The following is a 15,593-nucleotide window of genomic DNA, read 5'->3' as shown; positions in this document are numbered from 1 at the left end:
AAGCCGGTGCGACCCCGAAAGCGGGGCGCATCGACCGATCGAGAGAGACACCATGTACAACCTTCCTGATAGTCGCGGCCACTTCGGCCCGTATGGCGGCGTGTTCGTCGCCGAGACGCTGATTCACGCGCTGGACGAACTGCGCGCGGCGTATGAAAAATTCCAGAACGACCCCGACTTCGTCGCCGAATTCGAGCGCGAGCTGAAGCATTTCGTCGGCCGTCCGTCGCCGATCTATCACGCGCAGCGCTGGAGCGAGACGCTCGGCGGCGCGCAGATCTACCTGAAGCGCGAGGACCTGAACCACACGGGCGCGCACAAGATCAACAACGTGATCGGCCAGGCGCTGCTCGCTAAGCGCATGGGCAAGAAGCGCGTGATCGCCGAAACCGGTGCCGGCCAGCACGGCGTCGCGACCGCGACGATCTGCGCGCGCTTCGGGATGGAGTGCATCGTCTACATGGGTTCCGAGGACGTGCGCCGGCAGGCCGCGAACGTCTACCGGATGAAGCTGCTCGGTGCGACGGTCGTGCCGGTCGAGTCGGGTTCGCGCACGCTGAAGGATGCGCTGAACGAGGCGATGCGCGACTGGGTCACGAACATCGAGAGCACGTTCTACATCATCGGCACGGTCGCGGGCCCGCATCCTTACCCGATGATGGTGCGCGACTTCCAGCGCGTGATCGGCGACGAGTGCAAGGTGCAGATGCCCGAGCTCGCGGGCCGGCAGCCCGACGCGGTGATCGCCTGCGTCGGCGGCGGTTCGAACGCGATGGGCATCTTCTATCCGTACATCGATGATCAATCGGTACAGCTGATCGGCGTCGAAGCGGCCGGCGACGGCCTCGACACGGGCCATCACGCGGCGTCGCTGATCGCCGGCAGCCCGGGCGTGCTGCACGGCAACCGCACGTACCTGCTGCAGGACGACAACGGCCAGATCATCGAGACGCATTCGGTATCGGCGGGCCTCGACTATCCGGGTGTCGGCCCCGAGCACGCATGGCTGAAGGACAGCGGCCGCGCGCAGTATGTCCCGATCACCGACGAGGAAGCGCTGAAGGCGTTCCACGACTGCTGCCGGATCGAGGGGATCATTCCCGCGCTCGAGTCGAGCCACGCGATCGCATATGGCGTGAAGCTCGCGCCGACGTTGCCGAAGGACAAGATCCTGCTCGTCAACCTGTCGGGCCGTGGCGACAAGGACATGCACACGGTCGCCGAGCGATCGGGCATCGAGCTCTGACCCCGACCGATGCGTGACCTGATCGAAGAACCGGGCGGCGGTGCCGCGAGCGAGGCGGAGGCGGTTCAGCCTGCCGCCGCCGTGCCGCGCGCGCTGCCGTCCGGTATCGAACTGCATAACCGCGATTTCCTGACCCATGCCGCGCACCTGCCGGACGCGTCGATCGACCTGATCGTCGCCGATCCGCCGTACGGGCTCGGCAAGGACTACGGCAACGACTCGGACAAGCTGTCGGGCGACGTGTTTCTCGCGTGGACGCGCGAGTGGCTCGAACTGGCGATTCCGAAGCTCAAGCCGAGCGGGTCGATGTACATCTTCTGCACATGGCAGTACGCGCCCGAAATCTTCAGTTTCCTGAAGACGCAGCTCACGATGGTCAACGAGATCATCTGGGACCGGCGCGTGCCGAGCATGGGCGGCACGACGCGCCGTTTCACGTCGGTGCACGACAACATCGGCTTTTTCGCGGTTTCCAAGGCGTATTACTTCGATCTCGATCCGGTCCGCATCCCGTACGACGCCGACACGAAGAAGGCCCGCTCGCGCAAGCTGTTCGAAGGCAGCAAGTGGCTGGAGATGGGCTACAACCCGAAGGACGTCTGGTCGGTCTCGCGCCTGCACCGGCAGCATGCGGAGCGCGTCGATCATCCGACCCAGAAGCCGCTGGAAATCATCGAGCGGATGGTGCTCGCAAGCTGCCCGCCGGGCGGCCGCGTGCTCGATCCGTTCATGGGCAGCGGCACGACCGCGGTGGCCTGCGCACGGCAGGGGCGCGACTTCGTCGGCTACGAGATCAACGAAAGTTATTGTGCGATCGCGCACGAGCGCGTGAACGCGCTCGCCGCGCAGGCATGCGCGTGAATCGCGCCGCCGCATCGCCGAACGCAATGCATCCAGGAAAATTGCCATGTCCCGTATCCAGCAGACCTTCGCCGCGCTTGCCGAACAAGGCCGTAAGGGCCTGATCCCGTTCATCACGGCCGGCGACCCCGATCCCTCGAAGACCGTCGAATTCATGCACGCGCTCGCCGAAGGCGGCGCCGACGTGATCGAACTCGGCGTGCCGTTCTCGGACCCGATGGCCGACGGCCCCGTGATCCAGCGCTCGTCGGAACGTGCGCTCGCGCGCGGCGTCACGCTGAAGAGCGTGCTCGCCGACGTGAAGCGCTTCCGGGAAACCGACCCCAAAACCCCCGTCGTGCTGATGGGCTATGCGAACCCGATCGAGCGGATGGGCGTCGACGCGTTCGCGGCCGAAGCGCAGGCGGCCGGTGTCGACGGCGTGCTCGTCGTCGACTATCCGCCGGAAGAGGCGGGCGTGTTCGCCGAAAAGATGCGCGCCGCGCAGATCGATCCGATCTTCCTGCTCGCGCCCACGTCGACCGACGAACGCATCGCCGACGTCGGCAAGATCGCGAGCGGCTACGTGTACTACGTGTCGCTCAAGGGCGTGACCGGTGCGGGAAATCTGGATGTTTCGAGCATTGCGGGTAAAATCCCGGCCATCAAGTCGCGCGTGCCGGTTCCGGTGGGCGTCGGCTTCGGTATCCGCGACGCCGAAACGGCGCGCGCGGTGGCCGAAGTGTCGGACGCCGTCGTGATCGGCAGCCGTCTGGTGCAGCTGCTCGAAAGCGCCGCGCCGGATGGCGCCGCCGCCGCGCTGAAGACGTTCATCGCCGAGCTGCGTGCCGCGCTGGACGGCGCGGGCAAGGCGGCGCGATAACACCAACATAGGAAGGCGGGAACGGGCCACGCGGCCCGGCCCGCCACGGAACAGGAAATCATACGATGAGCTGGCTCGACAAACTGTTGCCGCCGAAGATCAAGCAGACCGACCCGAAAAGCCGCAAGGGCATTCCGGAAGGCCTGTGGGTCAAGTGCCCGTCCTGCGAGGCCGTGCTGTACCGCAACGACGTGGACGCGAACCTGCACGTGTGCCCGAAGTGCGATCACCACATGCGCATCGGCGCGCGCGAGCGTCTCGACGGGTTGCTCGATCCGGAAGGTCGTTACGAGATCGGCCAGGAAGTCGTGCCGGTCGACACGCTGAAGTTCAAGGACAGCCGCAAGTACCCCGATCGTCTGAAGGAAGCGATGGACGAGACGGGCGAGACCGACGCGATGGTCGTGATGGGCGGTGCGATCCACACGCTGCCCGTCGTCGCGGCCTGCTTCGAGTTCTCGTTCATGGGCGGCTCGATGGGTTCGGTCGTCGGCGAGCGTTTCGCACGCGGCGCGCAGAACGCGCTCGAACAGCACGTGCCGTTCATCTGCTTCACGGCGTCGGGCGGCGCCCGGATGCAGGAAAGCCTGCTGTCGCTGATGCAGATGGCCAAAACCACCGCGATGCTGACCAAGCTGGCCGAAGCGAAGCTGCCGTTCATCTCGGTGCTGACCGACCCGACGATGGGTGGCGTGTCGGCGAGCTTTGCGTTCCTCGGCGACGTCGTGATCGCCGAACCGAAGGCGCTGATCGGCTTTGCCGGCCCGCGTGTGATCGAGCAGACGGTCCGCGAGAAGCTGCCGGAAGGTTTCCAGCGCGCCGAATTCCTGTTGACGACGGGTGCGATCGACATGATCGTCGACCGCCGCAAGATGCGCGACGAGATCGCGCAGCTGCTCGCGCTGCTGCAGCGACAGCCGGCCGACGCGCTGGCCTGACCGGCGCAAGGTGGTGAACTCTGCGCGTCGCCTGGCTTCAGCGTCAGGCGGCGCGCTTCGTTTTTTGGCGTAGTGGCGGTACCGATCCAGATTTGATCCGATGAGCACTTTTCCCACTCTCGACGCGTGGCTTTCGCATCTCGAACGCGCGCACCCGGTCGGCATCGACATGGGCCTGACCCGCATCGGGCAGGTCAAGGCGGCGCTGCAGCTCGAATTCGCGTGCCCCGTCATCACTGTCGGCGGCACGAACGGCAAGGGCTCGACCTGCGCGTTCCTCGAGACGATTCTCGTGCGCGCGGGTTACAAGGTCGGTTGCCACACGTCGCCGCACCTGCTCGAATTCAACGAGCGCGCACGCGTGAACGGGCAGAACGTCACCGATGACGAACTGCTGCCGCACTTCGAGGCCGTCGAAGCCGCGCGCACGTCGCTGCCCGAGCCCGTGTCGCTCACGTACTTCGAATTCACGACGCTCGCGATCCTGCATCTGTTCGCGTCGCGCGGGCTCGACGCGGTGATCCTCGAAGTCGGCCTCGGCGGCCGGCTCGACGCGGTCAACATCATCGATACCGACTGCGCGATCGTCACGAGCATCGACATCGACCACACCGAATATCTCGGCGATACGCGCGAGAAGATCGCGTTCGAGAAGGCCGGGATCTTCCGCGCGGGCAAGCCGGCGATCTGCGGCGATCCGGCCGTGCCGCAGACGCTCGTCGACCATGCCGAAGCGATCGGCGCCGACCTGTGGCTCGTCGGCCGCGATTTCCGCTACGAGGCGCAGGCCGGTGCGGAGCGCCAGCAGTGGAGCTACCTCGGTCGCGAGAAGCGCTATCCGGCGCTCGCGTATCCGGCGCTGCGCGGCGCGAATCAGCTGATCAATGCGTCGGCCGCGCTCGCCGCGCTCGAGGCGCTGCGCCCGCTGCTGCCGGTGTCCGCGCAGGACATCCGGCTCGGGCTTGCGAACGTCGAACTGCCGGGGCGCTTCCAGGTGCTGCCCGGCAAGCCGGCGATCGTGCTCGACGTCGCGCACAATCCCCACGCGGCGGCCGTGCTCGAGCAGAATCTCGGCAACATGGGCTTCTTCCCGTACACGTACGCAGTGTTCGGCGCGATGCACGACAAGGACATCGACGGCGTGCTGCGGCACCTGAAGGGCGAGATCGACCACTGGTGCGTGACCGACCTGCCGCTGCCGCGCGCGGCCACCGCGGAGCAGCTCGAAGCCGCGCTGCGCAAGGCCGGCGTGGAGGAGGGGGCCGATTCGAGCGTGACGCGTTACACGTCGCCCGCCGAAGCGTTTCGCGATGCACTAAAAAGAGCATCCGAGAATGATAGAATCGTGGTTTTCGGCAGTTTCCATACGGTTGCCGGCGTGCTGGCCTACCGTAAATCGCAGCAACACTGACTGACGGGCAGTTTCGGACTCAGCCATTCATGGGAATTTTCTCGTTCGGCAAAAAAGACGACGACGCGCCCACGCGGCGCGGCGGTCGCACCGGGACCTCCCGGAACGTGCGCACGGAGCGCACTGAACGCGTCGAGCGACGCTCACGCCGCACCGAGCGTCCGGAATCGGACGCGCTGCTCCTCGATCCGACCCTTCCAGAAAAGCAACGCGCGCGCCGTCGCCTCGTCGGCGCGATCGCGCTCGTCGTGGCCGCCGTGATCGTGCTGCCGATGGTGCTCGATTCGCACCCGAAGCCGGTGACGGACGACATCGCGATCGACATCCCGAACCGGCCCGCGCACCAGGCGGTCGCGCCGCGCGACGACGACGCATCCGATGTGCAGGCGGGTGTCGCGCACGACGAGCCGCCGGCGTCCGACGCCGCGATCGCGGCGGTCCCGGCGCCCGCGCCGAAGGATGCCGACAAGCCGGCCGCGAAACCCGATACGACGACCACGGCAAGCGTGACGCCGCCGAAGCCGGCCGCTCCCGCGCCGAAACCGGCCGCGCCGAAACCCGCCGCGCCGAAGCCGGCGCCCGCGACGGTCGCGAATGCCGACACCGCGAGCCCGGACAGCAGCGACGCATCGTCGCCGGCGTCGCCGGCCGGTGCGCGCTTCGCGGTGCAGCTCGGTTCGTTCAAGGATGACGCGACGGCCCGTTCGTGGGCCACCAAGTTGAAATCGGCGGGCGTGCCCGCATATGTCGAGCATCGCAAGCAGGCGGACGGCAGCACGGCTACACTGCTGCGTGCGGGCCCATTCGCGGATCGCTCGGCGGCTTCCGCCGCGATCGCGAAGGTGCGCGAAGCCGGTCTGACGCAATAACGCACGATGCTGACGGCTTTCGACTACGCTGTATTGGCGGTGATCGTGTTGTCGGCGCTGCGCGGTGCGTGGCGCGGCTTCGTCTCGGAGATTTTCGGGCTGATCGGCTGGATCGCGGCGATCGTGATCGCGGGCCGCTACGTCGGGCTGGTCGTGCCATATATCCCGGCGAACTGGCCGGGCGGCGCGCTGACGCAGTGGGTGATCGCCTTCGCGTTGCTCGTGATCGGCGTCGTGCTGGTCGCCGGTGTCGCGAACGCGCTGCTGTCGCGGATCGCACAGGCGAGTGGCTTGGGCGGCGTCGACCGCTCGCTGGGCATGATGTTCGGGCTCGTCCGCGGCTGCGTGCTGGTGGTGCTGCTGGTCGCGGCGGCCGGGTTGACCGAACTGCCCAAACAGGATTTCTGGCGCAATGCGCTATTGCGTCCTTTCGCCGAACAGGGCGTGCACGAGCTGAAGCAGCTCCTGCCCGACGGCATGGCCCAGTACGTACGCGTGTGACGACGCGGCCGGGCAGGACGGAACCGATTTTGTCATTCTGAAGGACATGCCATGTGCGGCATCGTAGGCGTTATCTCCCAATCCCCGGTCAATCAGCTGATCTATGACAGCTTGCTGCTGCTGCAGCATCGCGGTCAGGACGCAGCGGGCATCGCGACGGCGGACGGCAGCAATTTCCACATGTACAAGGCGAACGGCATGGTGCGCGACGTGTTCCGCACGCGCAACATGCGCAGCCTGCCCGGCACCTACGGCATCGGCCAGGTGCGCTACCCGACGGCCGGTTCGGCGACGAGCGAAGCCGAGGCGCAGCCGTTCTACGTGAACGCGCCGTTCGGGATCATCCTCGCGCACAACGGTAACCTGACGAACTGGCCGCAACTGAAGGACGAGATGTTCCGGATCGATCGCCGGCACATCAACACCAATTCCGACAGCGAAGTGCTGCTCAACGTGTTCGCGCACGAGCTGCAACTGTCGACCACGGGCCTCGAGCTCGATCCGGCGTCGGTGTTCAAGGCCGTGTCGGGCGTGCATCGCCGCCTGCAGGGTTCGTATGCGATCGTGTCGCTGATCGCCGGCTACGGCCTGCTCGCGTTCCGCGATCCGTTCGGCATTCGCCCGCTGTGCATCGGCAAGCTCGAAACCGAGCACGGCACCGAGTGGATGGTCGCGTCGGAATCGGTGGCGGTCGAAGGCATCGGTTTCGAATTCGTGCGCGACGTGCGGCCCGGCGAAGCGATCTTCATCGACCCGGCCGGCAACTTCCACAGCCAGCAGTGCGCGGAGAAGCCGACGCTGAACCCGTGCATGTTCGAGTACGTGTACCTCGCGCGTCCGGATTCGTGCCTCGACGGCGTGCCCGTCTACAACGTGCGCCTGCGCATGGGCGACTATCTCGCCGAGAAGATCAAGCGCGAGCTGCCGAACGTGCCGATCGACGTCGTGATGCCGATTCCCGATTCGTCGCGCCCGGCTGCGATGCAGGTCGCCGCGAAGCTCGGCGTCGAGTATCGCGAAGGCTTCTTCAAGAACCGCTACGTCGGCCGCACGTTCATCATGCCGGGGCAGGCGGTGCGCAAGAAGTCGGTACGCCAGAAGCTCAACGCGATGAGCATCGAGTTCAAGGACAAGAACGTGCTGATCGTCGACGATTCGATCGTGCGCGGCACGACCTCGCACGAAATCGTGCAGATGGCGCGCGATGCGGGCGCGAAGTCGGTGATCTTCGCGTCGGCGGCGCCGCCGGTGAAGTTCCCGAACGTGTACGGCATCGACATGCCGACGCGCGGCGAGCTCGTCGCGCACGGCCGCACCGACGATGAAGTCGCGAAGATCATCGGCGCCGACCACCTGATCTACCAGGATGTCGACGATCTGCGCCGCGCGGTGCGCGACATCAACCCGAAGCTCGAAGGCTTCGAGGCGTCGTGCTTCGACGGCAACTACATCACCGGCGACGTGACGCCCGAGTATCTCGACAGGGTCGAGCGCGCACGCCTCACGCCGGCGTCGCAGGCCGATCGCGACACGGCAGGCGAGACCGAGCGCTCGCAGATGAACCTGCAACTGTCGGTCGAGTGACACCGGCGTACGCTTTCGCCGAAGCGTGATAGGATGTGGCCTTGCGTCGATTTGATATCAGCTTGCGGACGCGGGGCAACTTCCCAAAACAGCTAAAGCGAAGGTCGGCGGAAGTCGACCCGAGTCGATCGCTGTCGTACCCCGAAGCCCGCTGATGCCGATGCATAGCGGGCTTTTTGTTTTGGCCTGGTTTTGGTCAGGTTTGCGCGACACGCGCAACCATCGGATACGGAAAACGGAACATGGACGACTCCCTCAACTTCGACACGCTTGCCGTGCGCGCGGGCACGCTGCGCAGCGACTTCAACGAGCACTCGGAAGCGCTGTTCCTCACGTCGAGCTTCTGCTTCTCGAGCGCGGCCGACGCGGCCGAGCGCTTCGCGAATTCGGAAGACTACTTCACCTATTCGCGCTTCACGAACCCGACCGTCACCATGTTCCAGGAGCGTCTCGCGGCGCTCGAGGGCGGCGAGGCGTGCATCGCGACCGCGTCGGGGATGGCCGCGATCATGTCGGTCGTGATGTCCGCGCTGCAGGCGGGCGACCACCTGGTCAGCTCGCGCAGCCTGTTCGGCTCGACGCTCGGGATGTTCTCGCAGATCTTCAGCAAGTTCGGGATCACGACGACCTTCGTCGACCCGACCGACCTGAACGCATGGCAGGAAGCCGTGCGGCCGGAAACGAAGATGTTCTTCCTCGAGACGCCGTCGAACCCGCTGACCGAACTCGCGGACATCGAGGCAATCGGCAAGATCGCGAAGGCCGCGAACGCGCTGTTCGTCGTCGACAACTGTTTCTGTAGCCCGGTGCTGCAGCAGCCGCTGAAGCTCGGCGCGGACGTCGTGATGCACTCGGCGACGAAATTCCTCGACGGGCAGGGCCGCGTGCTCGGCGGCGCGCTGGTCGGCTCGAAGGAATTCATCATGGGCAAGGTGTTCCCGTTCGTGCGCAGCGCGGGCCCGACGCTGTCGGCGTTCAACGCGTGGGTGCTGCTGAAGGGGATGGAGACGCTGTCGCTGCGCGTCGAGAAGCAATCGGCGAACGCGCTGGAGATCGCGCGCTGGCTCGATTCGCATCCGGCGGTCGCGCGCGTGTTTCATCCGGGCCTCGAGTCGCACCCGCAGCACGAACTCGCGAAGCGTCAGCAGAAGGCGGGCGGCGCGATCCTGTCGTTCGAGCTGAAGGGTGACACGCCCGAGCAGCAGCGCGCGAATGCATGGCGCGTGATCGACAGCACGAAGCTGATCTCGATCACCGGCAACCTCGGTGACACGCGCACGACGATCACGCACCCGGCGACCACGACGCACGGCCGCATCACGCCGGAAGCGCGTGCGGCGGCGGGGATCACCGAAGGGCTGATCCGCTTGTCGGTCGGCCTCGAGGACGCGGGCGACCTGCGCAACGATCTCGCGCGCGGTCTCGGGGGCTGAGCGGGTTCATAACGATGCGACGGGGCGCGCCGGCGTCCTGTCGCCATCGGTACCGTAGTCACGGCGTACGCCTTCGCGCGTGCGCGATCCGTTCGGCGTACGTGCGGGTGGCATGTCGTCACGCACCGCGCTCACCATCCACCGCAAAGTTTCGTCGAGCGGCGTGACGGGCAGTTCGCCCACCGCGCGCCGCAGTTTGTCGCGCGACCCGCTCAGGCTCTTCACTTCGTTGTGCCGCACGAAACGCGGATCGACCGTCACGTCGATCACGTAACCGGCGATGCGGGACAGTATCGCCAGCACTTCGTTCAGCGAATACGCGCGCTCCGAGCAGACATTGAGTATCTCGCCGGCCGGCGCGGTTTCGATCAGCCTCAGATAGGCGGCCGTCACGTCGCGCACGTCGGAGAAATCGCGGCGCACGTCGAGATTGCCGAGCGAGATCCGCGGTTCGTTGCGCGCGTAGTGCGCGACGAGTTTCGGCAGCAGATACGCATCGCTCTGCCCGACACCCGTGTAGTTGAACGGCCGTGCGATCACGATCGGCAGCCGGTCGGCCCACAGCTTCGCCGCATATTCCATCGCGAGCTTGCTGATCGCGTAGTCGTTCGCGGGATCGGGCGGGACGTTTTCGTCGAGCACGCCGGCCGTCGAGTTGCCGTAGATGTTCGCGCTGCTCGCCAGCAGCACGGCCGACGGGCGGCGGTCGAGGCCCGCGAGCGCGGCCAGCAGGTTGCGCGTGCCGACCACGTTGACCGCGTAGGTTTGCGACGGGTCATCCTGCGCGACATGCGCGCGCGCGGCGAGATGCACGACCGCATCGGGTCGTGCGTCGGCCGCGGCCGCGCGTACCGCATCCGCGTCGAGCAGGTCGACGGGCAGCAGCGTGCAGTTCGCGAACACCGGATCGTCGGACGGCGGCGAGCCGGGCGCGACCGTGCCCCAGACTTCGTAGCCGGCCGCTTCGAGATGTTGCGCCATGTAGCGGCCGGTGAAACCCGTCAGGCCCGTGACGAATGCACGGCGCGGGGCGTGTTCGATCTCAGAACGTGTCATGGTGTTGGTTCCGCGTCAGGTCCGCCTCGATCATCATCTGGCAAAGCTGTTCGAGCGTCGTTTCCGGCGCCCAGCCGAGCTTGCTCTTGGCCTTGTCCGCGCAGCCGATCAGCAGATCGACTTCCGCGGGGCGGTAGAACTTGGGATTCACTTCGACGAGCACGTTGCCCGTCGCCATATCGAGACCGCGCTCCTGCTCATCCTTGCCGGTCCATTCGATCTGATAGCCGGCCGCCGCAAACGCCATCCGCACGAAGTCGCGTACGGTCTCGGTGCGGTTGGTGGCCAGCACATAGGTGTCGGGCTCGTCGACCTGCAGCATCCGCCACATTCCTTCGACGTATTCGAGTGCAAAGCCCCAGTCGCGCTTCGCGTCGAGGTTGCCGAGCTCGAGGCGCGTCGCCTTGCCGAGCTTGATCTTCGCGACGGTGTCGGTGATCTTGCGCGTGACGAATTCGCGGCCGCGCAGCGGCGATTCGTGGTTGAACAGGATCCCGCTGCTGCCGAACAGGCCGTACGACTCGCGGTAGTTCACGGTCATCCAGTGCGCGAACAGCTTCGCGACGCCGTACGGGCTGCGCGGATAGAACGAGGTCGCTTCCGTCTGCGGAATCGACTGCACCTTGCCGAACATCTCGGACGTCGACGCCTGGTAGAAGCGCGTTTTCGGGCTCACGACGCGGATCGCCTCGAGCAGGTGCAGCGGGCCGAGGCCCGTGACGTCGGCGGTCGTGGACGGCTGCTCGAACGACACGCCGACGAAGCTTTGCGCGGCCAGGTTGTACAGCTCGTCGGGCTGCGTGCGCTCCAGCAGTCGCATGCTCGAACCGGCGTCCGTCAGGTCGTGCTCGACGAGCGTGAGGTTCGGGTGCGAGTTGACGCCGAGCTCGGCGATGCGCCAGAGGTTGACCGAGCTGGTGCGGCGATAGGTGCCCGTGACGTCGTAGCCCTTGTCGAGCAGCAGCTTGGTCAGGTAGGCGCCGTCCTGTCCGGTGATCCCCGTGATGATGGCCTTCTTGCGAGTTTGGCTCATGGCGTTGTCCTTGTCGAAAACTTGGATAGAGAAATTCAGGCGGTCGTGCTTGCGGCGGCCGGCAATGGGCTGCGCGCGGGGCCGCGCGTCAGGCGCCGTTCGAAGCCGTACCAGCTCAAGGTCGCGTAGGCGAGCGTGATCGCGAGCGCGAGCGCGGCCGTGACAAAGCGGTTCAGGTGCAGCGGCCACAGCGCGTACAGCACGCTCAGGTGGATCAGGTAGACGGTGTAGCTGACGGTGCCCACGTAGACGAGCATCGGGTTCGTCAGCACGCGTTGCACGACGCCGCGGCCGCGCAGCGCGATCACGACGATCGACGTGCACAGCAGCAGCGAGATGCTGTAGAGCGCCGCATTCGACAGCGGCGTGTTCGCGGCGCGAAAGCGCGGGAACGACAGGTGCAGCCAGCCGAGGATCGCGAGCGACACGAGCGCGCCGACGATCGCGAGCGGGTAGAACGGCTCCAGCGCGCGCCGGTCGCGGCGCAGCACGATCGCGAGCAGCGCGCCGGCCGCGAGCAGGTCCATCCGGAACGGCGTCAGGTAGTAGATCGGCCAGAACGAATCGAACCACGGCGTCGCGATCGCGCGCAGCACCGGCGCGGCAACGATCAGCGCGGCGGCGACCCACAGCAGCGCGCGCTCCGAGCACCACAGCACGACGAACGGCCAGAAGATATAGAACTGCTCCTCGACCGCCAGCGACCACAGCACGTTCAGGCTGTCGTGGCCGATGCTGCCGAGCGACAGCCCGATGTTGGTCGAGAAGAACGCGAACCACGGCCAGTGCGGCAGCCAGCTCGCGCCGAACAGGATCGTCGAGACCACCAGCAGCAGCACGTACGGCGGCAGGATGCGGCGCACCCGGCGTGCATAGAAGTGGCTGAAGTACGACTGCCCGCGCGCCTTGCGTTCGAGCAGGATGCCGGTGATCAGCAGGCCGCTCAGCACGAAGAACAGGTCGACGCCCATCCATAGCGGCGCCTTCAGCGCGTGCTGCAGGAATACGGCGCCCACCGCGATCGCGCGCAGCCCGTCGAGCTGCACGATGCGGCCGTGTTGCGGCGAGGCGAGGTCGGCGGGTCGCGCGAGGCCGGTCATTGCGCGGTTCCTTTGCGACGTGCATCCGATGCGTGTACGTATTGCATGCCTTTAAATGGAATATTGATTCGAAATCGATTCTAGGGAAAAGAAATCGGTAAAAAAAAGCGTGGCATTTATCTATTTGAAAACATTCAAATGCCGCCGGTTTCAGTCGCGGGATGAAAGGTTCGCAGGCGGAGCGCCACATCAGGCGTGCCGGAGCGGCATTTTCTACGGGCCGTGGCGGGAGGTGCGGTCGTTATTTCCGCATCGAAGGGATTTTTTTCGATTGTTCCGGTTCGATATTTCAGGCGGAAACATCCCCAAATATTTCCAAATTTCTTGTGATTATTTTTGCTTGTAACCTGCATCGCGACGTTTGAAACCTATTTAGTAGCGACAGGGTGCGCCGGCGGCAGTCCGCGGCCGCGCCGGTCGCTTCCGCATCAAGTCTGGAGAAGCGCATTGCGACGTCTGATTCTGGTTGGCATGACGGTAGGCGCGGCGCTGCTGGCGAGCGCCGCGCCGGCCGAAACGGTGTTGCCCGCGACGACGTCGTGGATCGGCAACACGTTCGGCTATGGCGACGGCAGCTGGACGCAGATCGACATCCGCGCGATCGCGGTGACGCCTGAAGGCAAGGTGTATACGAATGCGCCGTGGGACGAGAGCGGGGCCGAGGCGAGCGTCTACCAGGACGGGAAGATGCTCGGCTTCGCCGGCGGCACGCACGGCTGGGGCAACCTCGGCGGCAACGCGATCGCCGTGAACAGCAAGTATGCGTACGTCGCGATCGGCGTCGGCAACGAGCGCGGCCACCTTCAGTCGCCCGGCATCTGGCCGGACAAGGGCAAGCAGTGGTTCGGCATTTCGCGGCGCACGATCGGCGACCTGAAGCAGCCCGCGCCGTTTCGCGCGGCGCCGCAGCCGGCGCCGGGCGGCCGGGCCGATACCGGCCGCGCGCGCATGGCCGCGAGCTTCATGATGGTCAACGAGGTGCCGGCCCCCGCGCACTCGGAAGTCGGCGACGCGAAGGCGGAAGTGGGCGGCCTCGCGGCCGACGACAAGACGCTGTTCGCGACGAATCCGTCGCGCGACGCAGTGGATGTATACGACGCCGAGACGATGCAGCAGAAGGGCACGTGGAGCGCGCACGAGCCGGGCCGCATCGCGCTGGCGGGCGATGGCACGCTGTGGCTGCTCACGGACACGATCAACGGGCCCGCGCACCTCGTGCACATGCGCGCGGACGGCCGCAAGATCGACGACGCGCCCGCGCTGCCCGACGGCACCGACGCGGTGGACGTCGCCGTCGATACGAAAGGGCGCGTGCTCGTCGCGGACAACGGGCCGCGCCAGCAGATCCTGATCTTCTCGAAAGGCGGTAAGGGTTATGCGCAGTCCGGCACGCTCGGCGAGCGCGGCGGCATCTTCGCGGGCCCCGTGCCGGGGCGGCCGGGGCCGCAGCGCTTCAACGGGCTGACGGGCGTCGGCGTCGACCGCGCGGGCAACGTCTATGTGTCGATGAACGGCATCGGGCTGCGCCACGACACGATCGGCGCGGGGCTCGGCGCGGTGCTCGAAAGCTATACGCCGGACGGCAAGCCGCGCTGGCAGGTGCAGGGGCTGCTGTTCGTGGACGGCGCGTGGCTCGACCCCGCGCGGCCGAACAGCGTGTACACGGGCAACAAGCGCTTCGAGCTCGACCTGTCGAAGCCGCCGGGCCAGGACTGGAAATACGTCGGCTTCCTGTCGAACCGCTTCAAGTATCCGGACGACCCGGTGTTCCATACGGACCAGTGGCCGGGCATGCCGATCGCGCGCCGCGTCGACGGCCGCACGTTCCTGTACCTGACCGACATGTACGCCGATCACCTGAAGATCTACCGCTTCGATGCGAAGCGCGACGGTGAGGTCGCGATTCCGTCGGGCGTGATCGCAGGCCGTGCGCGGCCGGTCGACAAGGTGCCGAACAAGCCGCCCGGCGGCGACTGGCTGTGGCGCGATGCGAACGGCAACGGCCGCCTCGATGCCGACGAATTCGAGCTGAACACGACCGGCAAGGCGAAAGCGGGCGGCTGGGGCTGGTGGGTCGACACGAAGGGCGACATCTGGCGCACGAGCGACGTGCGCGGCATTCACCGGTTCCGGTATGGCGGCGTCGACAAGGCCGGCAACCCGATCTACTCGTACGACAAGGTCACGACCTACCCGATGCCGCAGCCGTTCACGCAACTGCGCCGCTCGATCTACGACGCGCAGACGGACACGCTGTACGTGACCGGTTACACGGCCGACGCGCCGCCGCAACCGGGCATCAACAAGGAAGTCGGCCGCGTGCTGGTGCGCTTCGACAAGTGGTCGAGCGGCTCGCCCGTCGTGCGCTACACGGTCGCGCTGCCGTGGCAGCTCGACGCGAAGCCGATCCTGGACCTGATCGGGATCACGGTCGAGGGCCGCTACATCTTCACCGTGGAGCCGGTCGGCAAGATCCACGTGTACGACAAGGACACCGGCAAGGAAGTGGGCGTGATGAGCCCGGGCACCGAGGTCGGCAAGGCATCCGGCTGGGTCGACGTGCCGTTCGGCATCAGCGCCTTCAAGCGCGAGAACGGCGAATACCTCGTGTTCGTCGAGGAAGACGCGCGCGGCAAGGTGCTGATGTATCGCTGGAAACCGTGACGGGCGGCGCGCCGTCGTCGTCCCCGTCACACAAG

12 protein-coding genes and 1 pseudogene are annotated in these 15,593 nt (G+C 66.4%); 10 read left to right on the top strand and 3 right to left on the bottom strand.

Going from position 1 to position 15,593, the window contains the following annotated elements; all coding sequences use genetic code 11:
- The first annotated feature begins 52 nt into the window (after positions 1–52).
- From trpB to ACN22W_RS25055, 9 genes are all read left to right on the top strand, one after another.
- Positions 53–1,246 (top strand): tryptophan synthase subunit beta, encoded by a 1,194-nt coding sequence (trpB, locus tag ACN22W_RS25095; RefSeq protein WP_129516945.1) that lies wholly within the window; start codon positions 53–55, stop codon positions 1,244–1,246.
- 9 nt (positions 1,247–1,255) lie between these two features.
- A complete protein-coding gene (locus ACN22W_RS25090) occupies positions 1,256–2,107 on the top strand; it encodes a DNA-methyltransferase (protein WP_048250480.1) in 852 nt (283 codons plus the stop codon).
- Positions 2,108–2,153: 46 nt separating this feature from the next.
- Positions 2,154–2,969, top strand: coding sequence for a tryptophan synthase subunit alpha (gene trpA, locus ACN22W_RS25085; protein ID WP_419689804.1), 816 nt, complete (start codon positions 2,154–2,156; stop codon positions 2,967–2,969).
- 65 nt (positions 2,970–3,034) lie between these two features.
- Complete coding sequence (gene accD / locus ACN22W_RS25080) at positions 3,035–3,907, top strand: acetyl-CoA carboxylase, carboxyltransferase subunit beta (RefSeq protein ID WP_129516946.1); 873 nt, start codon at positions 3,035–3,037, stop codon at positions 3,905–3,907.
- Between the two features lie 100 nt (positions 3,908–4,007).
- On the top strand, positions 4,008–5,318 hold the full coding sequence (folC, locus tag ACN22W_RS25075; protein ID WP_419689803.1) for a bifunctional tetrahydrofolate synthase/dihydrofolate synthase: 1,311 nt from the start codon (positions 4,008–4,010) through the stop codon (positions 5,316–5,318).
- Positions 5,319–5,347: 29 nt separating this feature from the next.
- Positions 5,348–6,187, top strand: coding sequence for an SPOR domain-containing protein (locus ACN22W_RS25070; RefSeq protein ID WP_419689802.1), 840 nt, complete (start codon positions 5,348–5,350; stop codon positions 6,185–6,187).
- Between the two features lie 6 nt (positions 6,188–6,193).
- Positions 6,194–6,688, top strand: a complete 495-nt coding sequence (locus ACN22W_RS25065) for a CvpA family protein (protein WP_027782633.1) — start codon at positions 6,194–6,196, stop codon at positions 6,686–6,688.
- 51 nt (positions 6,689–6,739) lie between these two features.
- The gene (purF, locus tag ACN22W_RS25060; protein WP_419689801.1) at positions 6,740–8,272 is read left to right on the top strand and encodes an amidophosphoribosyltransferase; all 1,533 of its coding nucleotides are present in this window, start codon (positions 6,740–6,742) and stop codon (positions 8,270–8,272) included.
- 242 nt (positions 8,273–8,514) lie between these two features.
- Complete coding sequence (locus ACN22W_RS25055; RefSeq protein ID WP_048250475.1) at positions 8,515–9,705, top strand: O-succinylhomoserine sulfhydrylase; 1,191 nt, start codon at positions 8,515–8,517, stop codon at positions 9,703–9,705.
- A 108-nt stretch (positions 9,706–9,813) separates the two neighbouring features.
- Here ACN22W_RS25055 and ACN22W_RS25050 read toward each other — a convergent pair.
- The 3 genes and pseudogenes from ACN22W_RS25050 to ACN22W_RS25040 all read right to left on the bottom strand — a co-directional run.
- Positions 9,814–10,761 (bottom strand): annotated as a pseudogene (locus ACN22W_RS25050) (NAD-dependent epimerase/dehydratase family protein); the annotation flags it as partial.
- The gene (gene gmd / locus ACN22W_RS25045) at positions 10,748–11,794 is read right to left on the bottom strand and encodes a GDP-mannose 4,6-dehydratase (RefSeq protein ID WP_419689800.1); all 1,047 of its coding nucleotides are present in this window, start codon (positions 11,792–11,794) and stop codon (positions 10,748–10,750) included. The gene gmd and the pseudogene ACN22W_RS25050, both read right to left, overlap by 14 nt.
- Before the next feature lie 35 nt (positions 11,795–11,829).
- Positions 11,830–12,894, bottom strand: coding sequence for an acyltransferase family protein (locus ACN22W_RS25040; RefSeq protein WP_419689799.1), 1,065 nt, complete (start codon positions 12,892–12,894; stop codon positions 11,830–11,832).
- A gap of 471 nt (positions 12,895–13,365) precedes the next feature.
- Here ACN22W_RS25040 and ACN22W_RS25035 point away from each other — a divergent pair, with 471 nt between their 5' ends.
- Positions 13,366–15,558 carry a hypothetical protein gene (locus ACN22W_RS25035; RefSeq protein WP_419689827.1) on the top strand — a complete coding sequence of 731 codons (2,193 nt, stop codon included), beginning with the start codon at positions 13,366–13,368 and terminating at the stop codon, positions 15,556–15,558.
- The last annotated feature ends 35 nt before the right edge of the window (positions 15,559–15,593 follow it).

It is taken from the genome of Burkholderia theae (assembly GCF_048565265.1).
Lineage (GTDB): Bacteria > Pseudomonadota > Gammaproteobacteria > Burkholderiales > Burkholderiaceae > Burkholderia > Burkholderia theae.
The sequence above is the reverse complement of the archived record's forward strand: the minus strand, read 5'-3'. Positions and strand labels throughout refer to the sequence as shown.